The sequence below is a fragment of the Kitasatospora sp. NPDC042419 genome (genome assembly GCF_056437345.1).
On record NZ_JBWKAW010000010.1, the window covers coordinates 114,075 to 128,613 of the forward strand.

General features: G+C 74.2%; 14 protein-coding genes and 2 pseudogenes. 9 read left to right on the forward strand and 7 right to left on the reverse strand.

The features are described from left to right. Nucleotides 1-111 precede the first annotated feature (111 nt). On the reverse strand, nt 112-615 hold the full coding sequence (locus tag AC067J_RS20635; protein ID WP_478301167.1) for an allene oxide cyclase barrel-like domain-containing protein: 504 nt from the start codon (nt 613-615) through the stop codon (nt 112-114). A gap of 522 nt (nt 616-1,137) precedes the next feature. Here AC067J_RS20635 and AC067J_RS20640 point away from each other — a divergent pair. Together AC067J_RS20640 and AC067J_RS20645 are read left to right on the forward strand one after the other, a co-directional pair. Then, a complete protein-coding gene (locus AC067J_RS20640) occupies nt 1,138-2,136 on the forward strand; it encodes an NAD-dependent protein deacetylase (protein WP_478301168.1) in 999 nt (332 codons plus the stop codon). A 256-nt stretch (nt 2,137-2,392) separates the two neighbouring features. Then, nucleotides 2,393-3,613: a serine hydrolase domain-containing protein gene (locus tag AC067J_RS20645; protein ID WP_478301170.1), complete on the forward strand. Its 1,221-nt coding sequence runs from the start codon at nt 2,393-2,395 to the stop codon at nt 3,611-3,613. Between the two features lie 199 nt (nt 3,614-3,812). Here the strand turns inward: AC067J_RS20645 and AC067J_RS20650 are convergent, their stop codons facing one another. Together AC067J_RS20650 and AC067J_RS20655 are read right to left on the reverse strand one after the other, a co-directional pair. Continuing rightward, on the reverse strand, nt 3,813-4,916 hold the full coding sequence (locus AC067J_RS20650; RefSeq protein ID WP_478301171.1) for an alpha/beta hydrolase family protein: 1,104 nt from the start codon (nt 4,914-4,916) through the stop codon (nt 3,813-3,815). Between the two features lie 83 nt (nt 4,917-4,999). After that, nucleotides 5,000-5,926, reverse strand: a complete 927-nt coding sequence (locus AC067J_RS20655; protein WP_478301173.1) for a zinc-binding dehydrogenase — start codon at nt 5,924-5,926, stop codon at nt 5,000-5,002. A gap of 349 nt (nt 5,927-6,275) precedes the next feature. Between AC067J_RS20655 and AC067J_RS20660 the strand changes: the two genes are divergently transcribed. After that, on the forward strand, nt 6,276-7,298 hold the full coding sequence (locus AC067J_RS20660) for a LysR family transcriptional regulator (protein WP_478301174.1): 1,023 nt from the start codon (nt 6,276-6,278) through the stop codon (nt 7,296-7,298). Nucleotides 7,299-7,363: 65 nt separating this feature from the next. Here AC067J_RS20660 and AC067J_RS20665 read toward each other — a convergent pair whose 3' ends face one another. Further along, nucleotides 7,364-8,158, reverse strand: coding sequence for a HEAT repeat domain-containing protein (locus AC067J_RS20665; RefSeq protein ID WP_478301176.1), 795 nt, complete (start codon nt 8,156-8,158; stop codon nt 7,364-7,366). Between the two features lie 152 nt (nt 8,159-8,310). Here AC067J_RS20665 and AC067J_RS20670 point away from each other — a divergent pair, with 152 nt between their 5' ends. The 3 genes and pseudogenes from AC067J_RS20670 to AC067J_RS20680 all read left to right on the forward strand — a co-directional run. Then, nucleotides 8,311-8,649, forward strand: coding sequence for a cyclic-phosphate processing receiver domain-containing protein (locus AC067J_RS20670; RefSeq protein ID WP_478301178.1), 339 nt, complete (start codon nt 8,311-8,313; stop codon nt 8,647-8,649). Between the two features lie 151 nt (nt 8,650-8,800). Beyond that, nucleotides 8,801-9,121: pseudogene (locus AC067J_RS20675) on the forward strand (DUF7638 domain-containing protein); the annotation flags it as partial. Nucleotides 9,122-9,261: 140 nt separating this feature from the next. After that, nucleotides 9,262-9,627: pseudogene (locus AC067J_RS20680) on the forward strand (glyoxalase/bleomycin resistance/dioxygenase family protein); the annotation flags it as partial. Here AC067J_RS20680 and AC067J_RS20685 read toward each other — a convergent pair. Beyond that, nucleotides 9,611-10,558, reverse strand: coding sequence for a quinone oxidoreductase family protein (locus AC067J_RS20685; RefSeq protein ID WP_478301180.1), 948 nt, complete (start codon nt 10,556-10,558; stop codon nt 9,611-9,613). The pseudogene AC067J_RS20680 and the gene AC067J_RS20685 overlap by 17 nt on opposite strands. 89 nt (nt 10,559-10,647) lie before the next feature. Between AC067J_RS20685 and AC067J_RS20690 the strand changes: the two genes are divergently transcribed. Next, nucleotides 10,648-11,103: a MarR family winged helix-turn-helix transcriptional regulator gene (locus AC067J_RS20690; RefSeq protein WP_478301182.1), complete on the forward strand. Its 456-nt coding sequence runs from the start codon at nt 10,648-10,650 to the stop codon at nt 11,101-11,103. Between the two features lie 117 nt (nt 11,104-11,220). Here AC067J_RS20690 and AC067J_RS20695 read toward each other — a convergent pair whose 3' ends face one another. Next, the gene (locus AC067J_RS20695) at nt 11,221-12,135 is read right to left on the reverse strand and encodes an ornithine cyclodeaminase family protein (RefSeq protein WP_478301184.1); all 915 of its coding nucleotides are present in this window, start codon (nt 12,133-12,135) and stop codon (nt 11,221-11,223) included. A gap of 465 nt (nt 12,136-12,600) precedes the next feature. On the opposite strand from AC067J_RS20695, the gene AC067J_RS20700 reads away from it, so the two are divergent. Then, nucleotides 12,601-13,179, forward strand: coding sequence for a GNAT family N-acetyltransferase (locus AC067J_RS20700; protein ID WP_478301185.1), 579 nt, complete (start codon nt 12,601-12,603; stop codon nt 13,177-13,179). 242 nt (nt 13,180-13,421) lie between these two features. Here the strand turns inward: AC067J_RS20700 and AC067J_RS20705 are convergent, their stop codons facing one another. Then, the gene (locus AC067J_RS20705; protein ID WP_478301187.1) at nt 13,422-13,589 is read right to left on the reverse strand and encodes an SflA family class IV lanthipeptide; all 168 of its coding nucleotides are present in this window, start codon (nt 13,587-13,589) and stop codon (nt 13,422-13,424) included. A 538-nt stretch (nt 13,590-14,127) separates the two neighbouring features. Between AC067J_RS20705 and AC067J_RS20710 the strand changes: the two genes are divergently transcribed. Continuing rightward, nucleotides 14,128-14,526 carry a nuclear transport factor 2 family protein gene (locus tag AC067J_RS20710; protein ID WP_478301189.1) on the forward strand — a complete coding sequence of 133 codons (399 nt, stop codon included), beginning with the start codon at nt 14,128-14,130 and terminating at the stop codon, nt 14,524-14,526. The last annotated feature ends 13 nt before the right edge of the window (nt 14,527-14,539 follow it).

The window sequence follows — 14,539 nt, forward strand, 5'->3', positions numbered from 1 at the left end:
GGGCGGCGGGGACGGCCCCCGGAGGCGGCCCGAATCGCGCCGTCGGGCGGCGATCGGGAGTGGGGGCGCGGGCGGGGGCAGTGGAGGGGGCCGGGGCTGGGGCTGGGTGGGTCAGCCCAGGGCGATGGCGAGCACGTCGTCCTCCCGGCTGATGTGGTCGATGGTGATCTCCCCGGTCGCACCGTTGTAGGCCCCGGTGCCGCCGGTGACGGCGAAGGTGTGGGACCACTGCGTGGGCGCCGCCAGCACCTCGGTCAGCGCGGGGAGCGGCCGCTGGTAGGCGGTGGCCGCGGTGAGCGTCCCGTCGGCGAGGCGGAGCACCAGGGTGGCGATGACCAGGGCCCCGTCCGGTCCGACGGTGACGGGCAGGCAGTGGGCGCTCTCGGTGCCGACGGGCTGCCCCTCGGCGTCCCGGAGTTCGTAGTGGACGAAGTACGGCGTGCCGGTGGTGAGGACGTCAGGGATGTTCGCCGACGCGCGCTTCCCCTGCAGGTTCAGGGTCCTGGCGCGCCGGGCGGCGTGGGCGGGTGTGGCCGCTCCGAGCGCCGCTCCGGCGCCGACGGCGGCCGCGGATGCCATCCGCAGGGCGTTCCTGCGGTCGATGTTCGTCGTCATGTCGCCGGTGCCTCGTGCTTCTCGGGTTCGCACGTCGTCGTGCTCGTGTGGTGGCGTCGCCCGCGCGGTCGCGCGAGGACGGACGAGGGCGCGGGTACGGGCGGGGTGGGGTGGTCCGCGTCCTCTTCGGACACGCGGCTCCCTTCCCGTCCCGGTCGGCGTCTACCACCCGCCCGGGCAGGGTTCCCTCGAACGGATGAGCGCCTCGCCCAGTGCTGCTGACGGTGACCGGTGGTCAGGTCCGTTGCTCCCTCCTGCGGAGGGGGAAGGTCGAGCGAGGCGGAGCGGACGGTGAGCACGACGGGCAGCGGGTGGTGCCCGCCGAAACGCGCCGAGCCCCGGCCGGGCGGCGGCGCAGGTCAGGGGCTGGGCCGGGGCAGGCCGGGGCGCGGTCGGCCGTTCACCGCGTGATGAGCCCGGGCACCGGGAACCCGACGGCCCCCGAGCCGTTCGGTGCCCTGTCCGGCCTCCCGGATCAGCCGGACGGACCCACCCGAGGGTGCCGCGCGTTAGGCTGCCCGCATGAGCAGCGGCGACCACGAACAGCGCGTCGAGGCGACCGGGACGGCCGGAGCGGCCGGAGCGGCCGGAGTGGTCCGGGTGGCCGGAGCCGCCGGGGACGCGGCGGACGGTGCCGCCACGCACGGGACGCACGGGACCGCCGCCCTCCCGCCGCTGGACCTGATCGCCGGGCTGCTGGCCACCGGCGGCGTCGCCGTCCTCAGCGGTGCCGGCCTGTCCACCGAGTCGGGCATCCCCGACTACCGGGGCCCGACGGGCAGCCTCCGCCGCCACACCCCGATGACCTACCAGGAGTTCCTCGCCGCCGAGGGCAACCGGCGACGCTACTGGGCGCGCAGCCACCTCGGGTGGCGGACGATCGTCGAGGCCCGCCCCAACCCCGGCCACCACGCCGTGCAGCGGCTGCGCCGGGCCGGACTCGTCGCCGGGGTCATCACCCAGAACGTCGACGGTCTCCACCGCGCCGCCGGCACGCTGGACGCCGTGGAACTGCACGGCGCACTCGACCGGGTGGTCTGCCTGGACTGCCGGCGCACCACCCCGCGCGAGCGGTTGGACCAGCGCCTGCACGCCCTCAACCGAGCCTTCCCCGCCCGGCTCCGGGCCCTGGACGGGACGGTGGCGGCCAACCCCGACGGCGACGCCGACCTGCCCGCGGACCTGGCGCAGTCCTTCCGGATCGCCCCCTGCGAGGTGTGCGGGGGAGTCCTCAAGCCCGACGTGGTCTTCTTCGGCGAGAACGTGCCCGCCCCCCGGGTCCAGCACTGCTACGACCTGGTCGACGACGCCCGCGCGCTGCTCGTCCTCGGGTCCTCCCTGAGCGTCCTCTCGGGACTGCGCTTCGCCCGCCGCGCCGCCCGCGCGGGAAAGCCCGTCGTGATCGTCAACCAGGGGCCCACCCGCGCCGACGCGCTCGCCGCCGTCCGGGCCGAGCTCCCGCTCGGCGCCGCGCTGACGACCCTGGCCGACCGGCTCGGAGCCCCGCCGCCGGTTTCCTGACCGCTCGGCCCGCACCCGTCGTCGTCCTCCCCGCTCGGCAGCCCGCACCCGCCGGGGCGCTCGCCGCCACCCGCCGGTGGTCCGTGACCCCCGTGACCCCCACCCCGTGGCGCGCGCAGCCCCGTCCGCCCGGTCCGCCCACACCTCCCGCACCTCCCTCGCGGCCCGCGCGGCCCGGGAACGTGGCTGGGCCCGACGGAGGACCCTGCGGAGTGTTGCGCCGTTCCGGCCCGGGACCGTCCGCGCATAGTGCGTCATGACCTTCACCCGGACAACGGCGCTCACCGCCGCCGTGCTGACCGTCGCGGCCGTGACCGCCACCCTGCTCCCACCCGCCCCGCAGGCCGCCGCCGGCACAACCCCGCCGTCGCACGCCTGCGTCCGCTCCGACCCCGCGGCCGACGCCCGCGCCCGCGAGGTGCTCGACATCGCCCGGCAGGTCAAGGAAGAACTCGACCTGAACTCCGTTGTCCTGCGCGTCACCGTCGACGGCCGGGAACTGGTCACCGGGGCGCTCGGCGAATCCATGACCGGGGTCCCGGCCGAGCCCGACATGCACTTCCGGGCGGGCTCGGTGGCGTTCCCCTTCCTGGGCATCGTGCTGCTGCAGCTCGCCGAGGAGGGCCTGGTCGGCCTGGACGAACCGGTGTCGCGCTGGCTGCCCGGCCTGCCGCGCGCCGACGAGATCACCCTGCGGATGCTCGGCGACTCCACCTCGGGGCTCGCCGACTACGTCACCGACCCCGACTTCCTCGCCGCGATCTACGCCGACCCCTTCCGGCACTGGGACGCCGACGAACTGGTGGCCATCTCGACGAGCCACCCGTTCTGGTACCGCCCCGGCACCAACTGGAGCTACTCGCACGCCAACTTCGTCCTGCTCGGCGCCGCCCTGGAGAAGATCACCGGTACCCGCCTGGACCACCTCCTGGAGGAACGGGTCACCGGCCCGCTCGGCCTGCGGCAGACCGTCAACAGCTACACGCCCGACATCCCCACCCCCGTCCTGCACGCCTTCACCGCGTCGCGCGGCACCTACGAGGAGTCCACCTTCTGGAACCCGTCGTGGACCACCGCGCCCGGGGCCGTCCTCGTCACCGACATCTGCGACCTGGCCCGGTCCGTCGAGGCCGTGGGCACCGGAGAGCTGCTCTCCCCGGACTCCTTCCGGACCCAGCTGAACCCCGGCACCGTCGGCCTGCCCGGCCCCGGGCCCGACTGCCCGGAGACCGTCTGCCTCCCGCAGACCGCGGCCCGGCACTTCGGGCTCGGCGTCATCGTCGCCGACGACTGGATCCTGTCGAACCCGTCCTTCTACGGCTACGCCGCGATCGAGGCCTACCTGCCCGCCGAGCGCCTGGCCGTCGCCGTCGCCACCACCAAGGGCTGCGCCAGCCCCGACCGCAACACCGCCCAGGACGTGGCCGGCCGCATCGCCGCCCGCCTCGCCCCGGACCACCCGCTCACCCTCGGCTGACCGGGGCACCCGGGTCGCCCGGGCGACCTGGGCCGGCGCGCGTGCGCTGGTGGGCACACGCGGCGGAGGGCGCCCGGTCCCGGACCCGTGTGCGCGGGTCCGGGACCGGGCACCGGTCGTTGTTGTCGTCGCCGTCGCCGTCGCCGTCGCCGTCGCCGTCGCCGTCGCCGTCACCGTCACCGTCACCGGACTGTCGGCGCTATCGGCGGTGAGCGGACGTGAGCTGCTCGGTCAGCCAGTCCGCGGTGGCGGGGAGCCAGTCGCCCAGGGCGTTGCCGAGCAGGTGGTTGCCGTGCGGGACGAGCAGGAGGCGGCCGTCCGGCGCGGCGTCGGCGAGCGGAAGGGCGTTGGTGACGCCGGGAATGCGGTCCTCGCCGCCCTCGACGACCAGGAGCGGGCAGGTGATCCGCTGCGCCAGGCCGGTCAGGTCGACGCGGCCGGCGAACGCGCGGGCGGCGTCAGGGTTGCCGCAGCGCTGGATCAGAGTCGCGGTGACGAAGGGCACCAGGGCGTCCCAGTCGAGCCGCCAGGGGCCGCTGACCAATGCGGCGGCGCGCACGCGCGGTTCGTGGGCAGCGGCCGTGGCGGCGTAGTAGCCGCCGAGGCTCAGTCCGATCACCCCGGCCCGGCCGACGTCGATGCCGCCGTCCTCCCCGGCCGTGCGGGCGTCGAGCGGGGAGAGCGCGGTGAGCGCGTCGAGCGCCCGTGTGACGACCCGGTGGTAGTCCGGATCGGGGGCGCTCTCCGGAGCCAGGGCGCCCTGACCCGGGCCGTCAAGCGCGAGCACGGCAGCGCCGCGGGCCAGCAACGCGTCGGCGACGCGGTGGAACTCCTCCTTGCCGGAGTCCATCCCCGGGAGCACCAGGACCACCGGGGGCCGCACCACCCCGTCCGGCCTGCGGAGCCAGCCGGTGAACCCCTCGCCGGTGATTCGCTCGGCCGCCGGGTCGAGGTGCGTCAGGGCCTGCTCCATGGCCTGGTCGGCCTCGGCCGCGGCCAGTGCGGCGGCCTGCCGGTCCGGGTGGGGGAGCAGGGTGGCGAAGTGGAACCAGCGGGCCGCGGTCCGGTACGCCTCGCCGGCCGACAGGCTGCGCCCCGCCGCGGCGGCGGCCCCGGCTGCGTCGAGGTGACGGCGGCCCGCCTCGCGGAAGGCCTGCGGCCAGTCGCGCAGTGCTTGCAGGGGGCCGGTGACCCGGTCGTACTCGTGCGGGTCGAGGCCGGTGCCGGTGGCGCGCGGGCGGTTCTCCGCGACGAACGCGGGCAGCAGGTCGGGGTGGTCGAGGAAGGAGAGGTCCAGGGTCATCTCGTCGGCTCGTTCTCGTGACAGTGGTGGGCAGTGGGCGCTGGGCGTTGGGCGGTGGAGGGGAGGGATGGTGCGGGCGAGGGTCAGGAGACGGTCAGGACGGCCTTGCCGCGGATCCGCCGCTCCCTCAGATCACCGAGGACGGCGGCCGTCTGCGCCCACGGGGCGACCAGGCCCAGCTCAGGGGTCAGCCGTCCCTGCTCCACCAGCCGGACGAGCGTCGCGAGGTCCCGGCCGGTGGCCTCGGCGGAGTCGGTGTCCGCGTAGTGGAAGTGCCGGATGGTGGCGGACTCCGGACCGGCGAAGAAGTCGAAGAAGTCCAGCGTCACGGGAGTGCGGGAGGCCTGGCCGAACCAGATCAGCGTCCCGCGCCGGGCCAGCCGGGCCAGCGCGACCGGCAGGGCGGCGCCGCCGGTCGACTCCAGTACCAGGTCGTAGGGGCCGCGCGCCTCGCCGACGTCGTGGATCACCTCGGCCGCTCCCAACCCGGCGAGCCGGCGCCCGCGTTCGGCGTCGGCCGTGACCACGGTGAGTTCGGCTCCGGCGGCCGCCGCCAGTTCGGTGACGTAGTGGCCGACACCGCCCGACGCCCCGGTGAGCAGCACCCGGCGGCCGGCCGGCGCGCCGGCGAGGCGCAGCAGTCGCAGCGCCGTCAGCCCGGCCAGCGGGAGCGCCGCCGCCCGGACACTGTCGACGGTCTCCGGCAGCTCGGCCAGCGCGGTGGCCGGCACGGACACGTACTCAGCCCAGCCCCCGGTCGACGGGTGGCCCACCACCCGTCGGCCGACGGCGGGACCGGAGCCGTCGGCGGCCGCCTGCACGACCAGCCCGGCCACGTCCTTGCCGGGCCGCCAGCCAGGCGCGGGGGACTCCAGCTGGAAGGTCTCACCGCGGTTCACCGAGAAGGCCTCGACCCTGACCAGCGCCTCGCCCGGGCCGGGCCGGGGCTCCTCGACCTCGGCGAACTCGACGGTCTCGTCCGCCCGGCCGGTGGGCACCAGTGCCTTCATCGCTTCCTGCTCTCCTGATCGTGGATCGGCGGCCGGCGGCTCACCCGCGGCCGGTGGGTCCAGCAGACACCGGCCGGCCGGGCCGGGGCCAACAACCGTCCGGTCCCGGCGACAACCGACGGTTGTCGGGCTCCACAGCGGGCGCGCGCCCGCCCACATGCCGCCCTGTCGTCCGCGCCGCCCTGTTGTCCGCGCCGTCCTGTCGTCCGCGTCGTCCTGTCATCCGTGTCATCCGCGTCGTCCGCGCCGTTCGGGCCGCCCATGCCGTTCGGGCTGCCCGCGCCGCCGGTCATCGTCCGACCCGACCCGTGGAGGGCGGCTGCGCCGCGGGCCGTTACGCTGGGCCGCCATGGATCTCGATCTTGCCCAGGTCCGCGCCTTCACCGCCACGGCCGACGAACTGCACTTCGGGCGGGCCGCCGCCCGCCTGGCGATCAGCCAGCAGGCGCTCTCCAAGCGGATCGCCCGCCTGGAGAACGCGCTCGGTGCGCGTCTGATGGAGCGTGACGCGAGGGGCGTCACGCTCACCGACGCAGGCCGGCGCTTCCTGGAGCCCGCCCGGCGTGCCCTCGCCCAGGGCGAGCAGGCGGTGGCGGCGGTGGCCCGCAGCCGCCGGCCGCTGCGCATCGACGTCTGGGGACACCTGTACGCGCCGATGCGCACGCTGGCCCAGGCGGTCGGCCGCCCGGCCGGACCGGAGGCCGGGCAGGGGAGGGGATCGGAAACGGAGGCCGAACCGGAGATCGAGCCCGTACCGGGGCGGGACCTGGCCTCGGTGGCGGCGGCCCTGCGTTGGGGCGAGTCGCACGCCGGCTTCGGCCGGGTCCATCCGCTGCCCGCGGGCGACGACACCGGGCTGACCCACCGGCTGGTCCGTCTCGAACCCGTGGACGCCCTCGTCAGCACCGACCACCCGCTCGCCGGCCGGGACGTGCTCAGCCCCGCGGACCTGCGGGGCAGCGTGCTGCGCTACCCGGCGGCCGTGGACCGCCTGGACTTCCTCACCCGGTTCGCCGACCGGTTCGCCGTCACCGCGCGGGTCGGCGGACCCAACCTCGGCCTGGAGCACTTCGTCGAACGGATCCGGACCGACCCGGGTTGCTTCTCCCTCTTCCCGGCCGACTGCCCGCTCCCCGACCTCCCGGCCGCCGCCCCCGTCCGTCCGTCCGTCCGTGCGGTCCCACTGGCCGACCCGACCCCGCTGTACGCGTGGTCACTGCTGTGGCCGTCGGACCCCGACGCCGCCCATCCCGGTCTGGACACCCTCCTGCGCGCCTTCGCCGCCCGGGCCCGGAGCAGTCGCTGGCTGGACTACGACCCCACCCGCGACTGGCTGCCCGCCCCCGACCTGGCCGCCCTCCGCGGGCTGTGAGCTGCCGGGGCAGGCCGCGTGCGACGCGATCGCCCGGACCCAGGCGGAACCCGAGGCGTCAGTGATCACTTCAGCGCGCGGGCGGTTTCGACCGCCTGCCGGACGTCCGGGTGCGCGTCGTCGGCGAGGCTGTCCAGCAGCTCGCCGACCCCGGGTGTGGACCACCGGGCGACCGCCCAGGCCAGGTGTCCCCGGACACCGGGGTCGGGGTGGGTGGCGAGGTGGGCGAGACGGACGAGCGGGCCGCGTCGGCGCATCGCGAACCAGTACAGCGCGTCCCGGAGCGCGGCCGGGTCTCCGGGGTCACCGGCTTCCGCGATCCGGGCGAGCAGTACCCCGACCCGCGGGGGCGGGCCGTCCAGGGGGTGCGGCAACCGCTCGCGCAGGCGCCGCGAGCCGTACTCGCCACGGATCCGGCACCCGTTGCAGGTGCACGGGCGCACACCGTGTGCGCCGGGCATGTACCGCCACCCCGCGACCTGCGGCGGGGTGCGGATCCTGTGCACTTCGCGCGGACGGATCGCACGGGGCACGAACACCTCCCATCCGCGGGGATCCTTCGTCGCGGCGATCCGCCGCACCGCCTCCGCGGCGGTCAGAGCGGCCTTCACCTGGTCCGAGTAGCGCCCGACCAGCACCTGTTGTGCGTCATCGAGACGCAGGTGGACGGCGAGCAGCCCGCCCTGGCTGCCGGACCGTGCCAGCTCGCGCAGCCACTGGTGGGTCACGGTGTACGACGGCAGCACCGGGAAGCAGTACACCCCGCGAGCCCCGCTCCGCTCGTAGCTCACGGCGCGGATCCCGGACCGCCGGATGCGCGGCACGTTCGCCGCCGAGGTCAGATGCACGAACATCGCCATGACCGCGCATATTAGACGATCACTCCGAAGGATTTCGGAACACCGGAGAAGGGTCGGTGGAGCGAGCGCACGGGAGAGTCCTGCCCGCGCCGGTCACCGGCTGCCCTGGGGTTCTCGCACCCACTCCAGTGCAATGATGAAATGATCACCGGATGAACGACGACGCCTCCGCGCCGACGCCCGTCATCCTGGGGATCGACGACCTCCGACCGCTCCCCAGGGCCACTCGGATCGCCCGCACCAGCCGCGAAGGCATCCGGCTCCTGCAGGAGCACCGCGGCGGCTTCATCGACGAACTCTGGCTCGACCACGATCTCGGCGGCGACGACGACATCCTTCCCGTGGTGACCCTCCTGGAAGAAGCCGCCTTCAGCGGCGAGCCCTTCCGGATCGGAACGGTCTTCGTTCACAGCGCCAACCCCATCGGCGCCGCAACCGTCGTGCAGGCACTCACACGCTGGAACTACCGAGTCCGACGCGCTACGGCCTAGCGAACCCGCCCCGGGGCCGAGACCTCGGCGCCCGGCACGACCCGCGAGACGCTGCGATCGGCCCTCTCGCGGGCGGCGGAAGCCGTTCGAGCAGCGGCTCACCCCGACCCTGAAGGGCCACCTGACCGTTGTGGGGCAGTAGCGTGCACCCATGACTTGGCGGGGACCGACGTATCGGACAGTGGACGGGGAGCGAATCGACGGGGCCTGGTGCCATGTCTGGCGGCGGCACCGACCGGACGGCGAGTACTTCATCGACGACCTGATCGTCTTCGCCGACGGGACGATCAGGTGCAGCGAGCACCTGGACCTGCCCGGCCTCGGAAAGCTGTTGGCATCTGGGCGGATCGCCGTGACGAAGCCGGGCTCTCCCCGGATTCCGGACGAGCCGTCGAAGTGGCTCTCCCGCCGCGGTGAGGCATTGACCCCCGAGGGCTTCCTCCTGGAGGTCGCCGACCAGATCGAGGAGCTCAGCGGGCGCCCCACCTCAAGGCAGCGGTGCCGGGACGCGATCCGGCGTTTCCCGCAGGAGCCGACCGAGCAGGCCCGGACCCTGCTGCGGGACGCGTATTCACCGCCCCGGCCGGGGCGGAGTCGGGGGCGATTCCGGCGCCCGGTGAGGAGACCCGGCTCGACCACCTCGGCGTCGAGGTCGGGTCTGTCGAACAGGTCGCAGCCGCGACCGTCCGGTTCGGGGGCGCCGGCCTCGCCACCTTCGAGGAGGCCGACACCTCCTGCTGCTACGAGCTCCAGGACAAGGTCTGGGTGACCGGCCCCGGCCGGGTGGCCCTGGGAGGTCTACGTGGTCAAGGCGGACGCCGACACCCTCGGCAAGGGTGCGGCTGCGCCGGACGCCTGCTGCGGTACCGCTGCGCCGTAGCCGGCCCGGTCCCGGGTTTCCCGGATTTCGAGGATGCCGTAGGCGGTCGTGGCTGTTGCTGCGGCTGTGGCGTGGTCGTGGTCAGCCGACCCGGATGACGCTCTTTCCGCGGGTGGAGCCGCTCGCCAGGTCGGCGATCGCGCTCTCCACGTCGGCGAGCTCGTGCTCGGCGGTGATGTCGATGCGCACCGAGCCGTCGGCGAGCAGTGCCAGTGCACGGGTGACGCTCGCGGCCAGCCGGCCGGGGTCGGTCCGGCTCAGGAGGTTGCTGTTGTAGGTCATCAGGGACTGCCCGTTCATCAGCAGGTCGTTCGCCGAGACGTCGACCGGCTCGAAGGTGGAGATGTTGCCGTAGACCGCGAGACGGCCGTGCGGGGCCAGTCGCGCCAGGTTCGCGATCCGGGTCGCACCTCCGACGGGGTCGAGGATCGCGTCGAAGGTCTCCTCGCCGAGGGCCTCGGGGAACTCCTCCCGGGTCAGCACCTCGTGGTAGCCGAACCGGCGCGCGTACTCGGCCCGGTCGGGGTCGCCGGCCACGCCCACGATCCTCCGGGCCCCTGCCGCGGCGGCGAACTGCACCGCCAGGGTGCCGACCCCGCCCGACGCCGCGTGGATGAGCACGCTGTCCCCGGGGTCGATCCGGGTGACGGTGTTGATCAGGTCGTAGGCGGTCGGGGCGGTCCAGCCGGCCCCGGCCGCGGTCCGTTCGTCGACGCCGTCCGCGCGGACGGCCAGTGCGGACGGGGCGAGCGCGACCTGGGCGAAGCCGCCCCCGCCGATGAGGGCGGTGACCTGCTCCCCGATGCGGCTCCCGTCCACGCCGTCGCCGACCGCGACGATCCGGCCGGCCGCCTCGAAGCCGGCTGCGAACGGGCGGGGGACGGGGAAGTGACCGTCGCGCACCAGCACGTCGCCCCACTGGACGCCCGCGTAGGCGACCCGGACGGCCACCTCGCCCGGTCCGGGCACCGGCTCGGGGGCTTCGGTGAGGCGGAAGTGGTCGTCGGTGCCCAGAACAACAGTCTTCATCGAGTTTCAACTTTCTGCGTCGACTCAGTAACCTGACACCGGTGAATCTAGGAGTATCAGGTAGTTGAGTCAAGTGAGGAAGTTGAGACATGGCTGAGGTGCCCGTCGAGGAGTACCTGTGCACCCGCATCCGCCGTGCCGAGCAGGCACTGATGGGCCACCACGAGGCGGTGCTGCGCGGCTACGGGCTGACCATGACCCAGTACGCGGCGCTCCTGGCGCTCTCCAGGGCGGACGGCCGGTCCGGCGCGCAACTCGCCCGCTCCTGCGGCGTCTCCCAGCAGAGCATGGCAACCGTCCTGAACGGCATGCAGACCAAGGGGCTCATCGACCGCCAGGCCTCCGCGGCCCATGCGAAGGTCATGCTCGCCACCCTCACCGACGCCGGGCGGGACCTGCTCGACCAGGCCTACCAGGAGGTCATCGTGCTGGAGCGCGCCCTCACCGACCGCTTCAGCCCCGACGAGCACCGGCAGTTCTGCGAGCTGCTCGACCGCGCCACCGCCACCCTCGTCGAGCAGACGCCCAAGCCCGCGGGACGCTGACCCCGTCGCCGTCGCCGTCGCCGTCGCCGTCGCCGTCGCCGTCGCCGTCGCCGTTGCCGGGGCCGGGGTCGAGCGCGGGGTCGGGGGCGGCGACGGCAGTGCCGCAGGCGCGGCTTCCTAGTGGAAGGTGAACGCGGGTGCGGTGTCGGCGGCCTGGGCGGCGCGGTAGACGGGCCAGGCCAGGGCGAGGTCCTGCCACGGCAGCCCGACCGGCGCGAACACCGTCGGCCGGTCGCCCTCCCGGGCGGGGACGGTGCCGCGCAGGACGTCCGACAGCGTGCCGGCCGCGTCGTCGGCCCGCAGGCCGGCGCTGTGCAGCACGCCCGAGGCCGAGGCGAGCGCGGTGTCGTCGACCAGCAGGCGGCTCGCCCGGAGCAGCGCGGGTGACAGCTCCGTCTTCCCGGCCTCGTCGAAGCCGAGGCTGGTGATGTGCAGCCCGGGCCGCAGGGCGTCGACGTCGAGCAGAGGCTCGCGCGACCAGGTGGCGGTGATCACGATGTCCGCCGCATCGGCGGCCGCTCCGGCGGTGGGCAGGACCTCGCCGACGGCCGCCGCCCGTTCCGGATCGAGGTCGTGGGCGTACACCCGGCCGATCGGCCGCAGCGTCCGCAGGGCCCGCAGCGTCGTCCGGCTCTGCGCTCCCGCACCGATGACCGCGACCGTCTCCGCACCCTCCGGTGCGAGGACGTGCGTGGCCAGGGCTGCGGCCAGCCCGGTCCGCCAGGCCGTGACGGACGCCGAGTCGAGCAGCGCCAGCAGTTCCCCGTCCGCGAGCGAGTGCAGGCAGACGACCCCGCGCAGCGCCGGGGTGGCACCCGGGAACTTCGCGTTGACCTTCACCGTGTACGCGGGGACGTCCGGGAGCAGCCCCGGGATCAGGCACATCGCCGTGCCGGGACCGGGCAGATCGGCGCCCACCCGCCGGGCGGCGGGCAGGAGGTCGCCGGCGCGGAACCCCGCCTCCAGGGACTCCAGCACGGTCGGCACGTCCAGTGCCGCTTCGACGTCCGCGCGGGAGAGCAACAGGGTCATGGCGGAGTCTCCCACCTGGTGGACGGACCGGACGGACCGGGATGCAGAACGGGGGTGGCAACCGTGGAACGGTTGCCACCCCCGCAGGTCGGAGCGCCGGGCCCGAATCGAACGAACTCTTCCCACTGAAAGTGGGCGTGCTGCCAATGCACTACCGACGCCTGGCCGACCGGGCTTCCGGCTGCTTCCGCAACCCGCCCTGCCGACGAGGAAGAACCTACCAACGGATGATCGGAAACCGAAATCGCCCTGAACGCCGCTTCCATGACGGTTCGCCGCCGGCCGGTGGTAGGTGCAGGGGTACTTCGGAGCCTGCCCGGGCGGGCGTCGCCCAGGGCAGGCTCGGGGCAGGCCGAGGACAGGCCCCGGACAAGCCCCGGCAAGCCCCGGACAAGCCCCGGGCAGGCCGCGGGCGTGCCCGGAAAACGCCTTGCCGCCGGGAACGGTCGGGGACGATCCTCGGGCATGGACCTTCCCCTGCACGTGATCGAACTGGACGCCGACCTGACGCTGCGCCGCTTCGCGGGCGACGCGGACCTCCCGGAATACCTCCGGGTCGTCGAGGAGTCGCTGGAACACCTCCGGCCGTGGATGACCTGGGTCGCCGAGCACAGCCGGGAGAAGATCGCCGAGTACCTGGCCGTCCGTCAGGAACGCTGGTCGAGCGGGACGGACTTCGCCTACGCGATCGTGCTGGACGGGGCGATCGCCGGCGCCTGCGGGCTCTTCCGGCGCGAGGGCACGGCCGACGACGGCAGGGAGATCGGCTACTGGCTGCACCCCGCCGCCACCGGTCGCGGGGTGGCGACCCGCAGCGTCCGCGCGCTGGTCGAGCAGGCGTTCCGGCTCCCCGGCGTCGACCACGTCGAGATCGTCCACGACGTGGCCAACCGGGCCAGCGGCGCCGTTCCCGCACGGCTCGGCTTCACCGCACACCTCCGCCGCCCGGCCGAGCGGCTGGCCCCGGCCGAGAGCGGGGAGGAGCAGGTCTGGCGGTTCACCCGCCGTCAGGCGGGGGCCGGGGCGGCCGCCGAGGCTTCCTGACCGCGCGGGGTCGGCTCCCGTTCCGGGCCCGACGGCGGGTGGCGGCCTGCGGGGGCAGCCCCGGATCAGGGCTGGAACGGCATGCCCGGCCGGGGGCCGCCCCGTCGGTGGAGCCGGCGCAGGAAGGAGAGCACGCCGGGGGTGCCGGCCGCCCAGGCGGCCGACTCGGCGGCGGGGTCGCCCCGGGGCGGCGGGTGTCGGCGGCGATGCGGGGGGCCGGTCCTCCGACTCCTGCCGTCAGGTCAGGAGTCGACGGGACAGTCGAAGCGCGTCGGGATGTAGGTGACCCACGGGTCGTCGATGCACGCCACCGGGGTGAGGTCCTCGTCGAACTCGTCCTCGAAGGTGATGGTCTCGTCGTCGATGTCCAGCGGGCCGGCGTCGCGGATGTCCAGGGCCAGTGCGCTCATGGGTGGTTCCTCCCGTACGGGTTGGCGGATTCCTTGCGGCATGCCCATGCTGGCCGGCCCAATCGGTTCACCACAGGGGCTCGACATCGCCACATCTGTGGACTTGCGGGGCGGCCCTTGACGGGATGTGTGTGAGGGGCGGAGCCGCGTCCACGGTTGTACGGCCGGCTGGCCGACTGGCTGGCGGGCCCGCCGGGGCGCCTCACCTTCGGTCGCCGATGTCGTCGGTTCCGGAGCCTGCGTGAAGGGCGGACCCTGATCGTCCTTCCGGCGAAGGCGTTGCGATCGGAGAAGTGCTCGGCATTACCGGTCGGCGGCCGGGCTGTCGGACGCGGTCATCGAGCAGGGATGGCAACGCGGCCGTCTCGCATGAGGTTGTCGGCCACCGGCCGGTTCGGCGACGAGGGCCGGGGCGGCGGCGCCGCAAGGGGAGACGGGACGTCTGAGGGAAAGGCGGATTTATGGTTCGTCATACAATGAAGTGTCACATTCTGTCGAAACCGGTGATCGCGAGACGGCCCGGTGCTACGGTCTGATCATGTCCAAAATCGACATCGATCTGCTGACCGCCGAGTTCTTCGGGGCCTTCGACAACAGGGACGGCAAGCCGGCCGACGTGGCGCGGCTCCGGCGGCTCCTCATTCCGGGTGGCGTGATCGTCAAGACCGGCCCGGAGCTGACGGTCTACTCCGTGGAGGAGTTCATCGAGCCGCGCGAGCGGTTGCTGAACGAGGGGCGGCTGGTCGGATTCTCCGAGTGGGAGACCTCCTCGCGGACCGAGATCGAGGGGGACATCGCGTCCCGGTTCGGCGAGTACCGCAAGTCCGGGATCCTGGACGGGGAACCGTTCGAGGGCGGCGGGACCAAGACCATCCAGTTCGTCCGGACGGCGGAGGGCTGGCGGATCGTCGCGTTCTCCTGGTACGACCGGCCCTGACCGGCCCTGACCG

Excerpts from the sequence above, each read along its gene's own strand:
- AC067J_RS20635 (WP_478301167.1), bottom strand. The coding sequence starts at position 615 with ATGACGACGAACATCGACCGCAGGAACGCCCTGCGGATGGCATCCGCG.
- AC067J_RS20640 (WP_478301168.1), top strand. The coding sequence starts at position 1,138 with ATGAGCAGCGGCGACCACGAACAGCGCGTCGAGGCGACCGGGACGGCC.
- AC067J_RS20645 (WP_478301170.1), top strand. The coding sequence starts at position 2,393 with ATGACCTTCACCCGGACAACGGCGCTCACCGCCGCCGTGCTGACCGTC.
- AC067J_RS20650 (WP_478301171.1), bottom strand. The coding sequence starts at position 4,916 with ATGACCCTGGACCTCTCCTTCCTCGACCACCCCGACCTGCTGCCCGCG.
- AC067J_RS20655 (WP_478301173.1), bottom strand. The coding sequence starts at position 5,926 with ATGAAGGCACTGGTGCCCACCGGCCGGGCGGACGAGACCGTCGAGTTC.
- AC067J_RS20660 (WP_478301174.1), top strand. The coding sequence starts at position 6,276 with ATGGATCTCGATCTTGCCCAGGTCCGCGCCTTCACCGCCACGGCCGAC.
- AC067J_RS20665 (WP_478301176.1), bottom strand. The coding sequence starts at position 8,158 with ATGGCGATGTTCGTGCATCTGACCTCGGCGGCGAACGTGCCGCGCATC.
- AC067J_RS20670 (WP_478301178.1), top strand. The coding sequence starts at position 8,311 with ATGAACGACGACGCCTCCGCGCCGACGCCCGTCATCCTGGGGATCGAC.
- AC067J_RS20685 (WP_478301180.1), bottom strand. The coding sequence starts at position 10,558 with ATGAAGACTGTTGTTCTGGGCACCGACGACCACTTCCGCCTCACCGAA.
- AC067J_RS20690 (WP_478301182.1), top strand. The coding sequence starts at position 10,648 with ATGGCTGAGGTGCCCGTCGAGGAGTACCTGTGCACCCGCATCCGCCGT.
- AC067J_RS20695 (WP_478301184.1), bottom strand. The coding sequence starts at position 12,135 with ATGACCCTGTTGCTCTCCCGCGCGGACGTCGAAGCGGCACTGGACGTG.
- AC067J_RS20700 (WP_478301185.1), top strand. The coding sequence starts at position 12,601 with ATGGACCTTCCCCTGCACGTGATCGAACTGGACGCCGACCTGACGCTG.
- AC067J_RS20705 (WP_478301187.1), bottom strand. The coding sequence starts at position 13,589 with ATGAGCGCACTGGCCCTGGACATCCGCGACGCCGGCCCGCTGGACATC.
- AC067J_RS20710 (WP_478301189.1), top strand. The coding sequence starts at position 14,128 with ATGTCCAAAATCGACATCGATCTGCTGACCGCCGAGTTCTTCGGGGCC.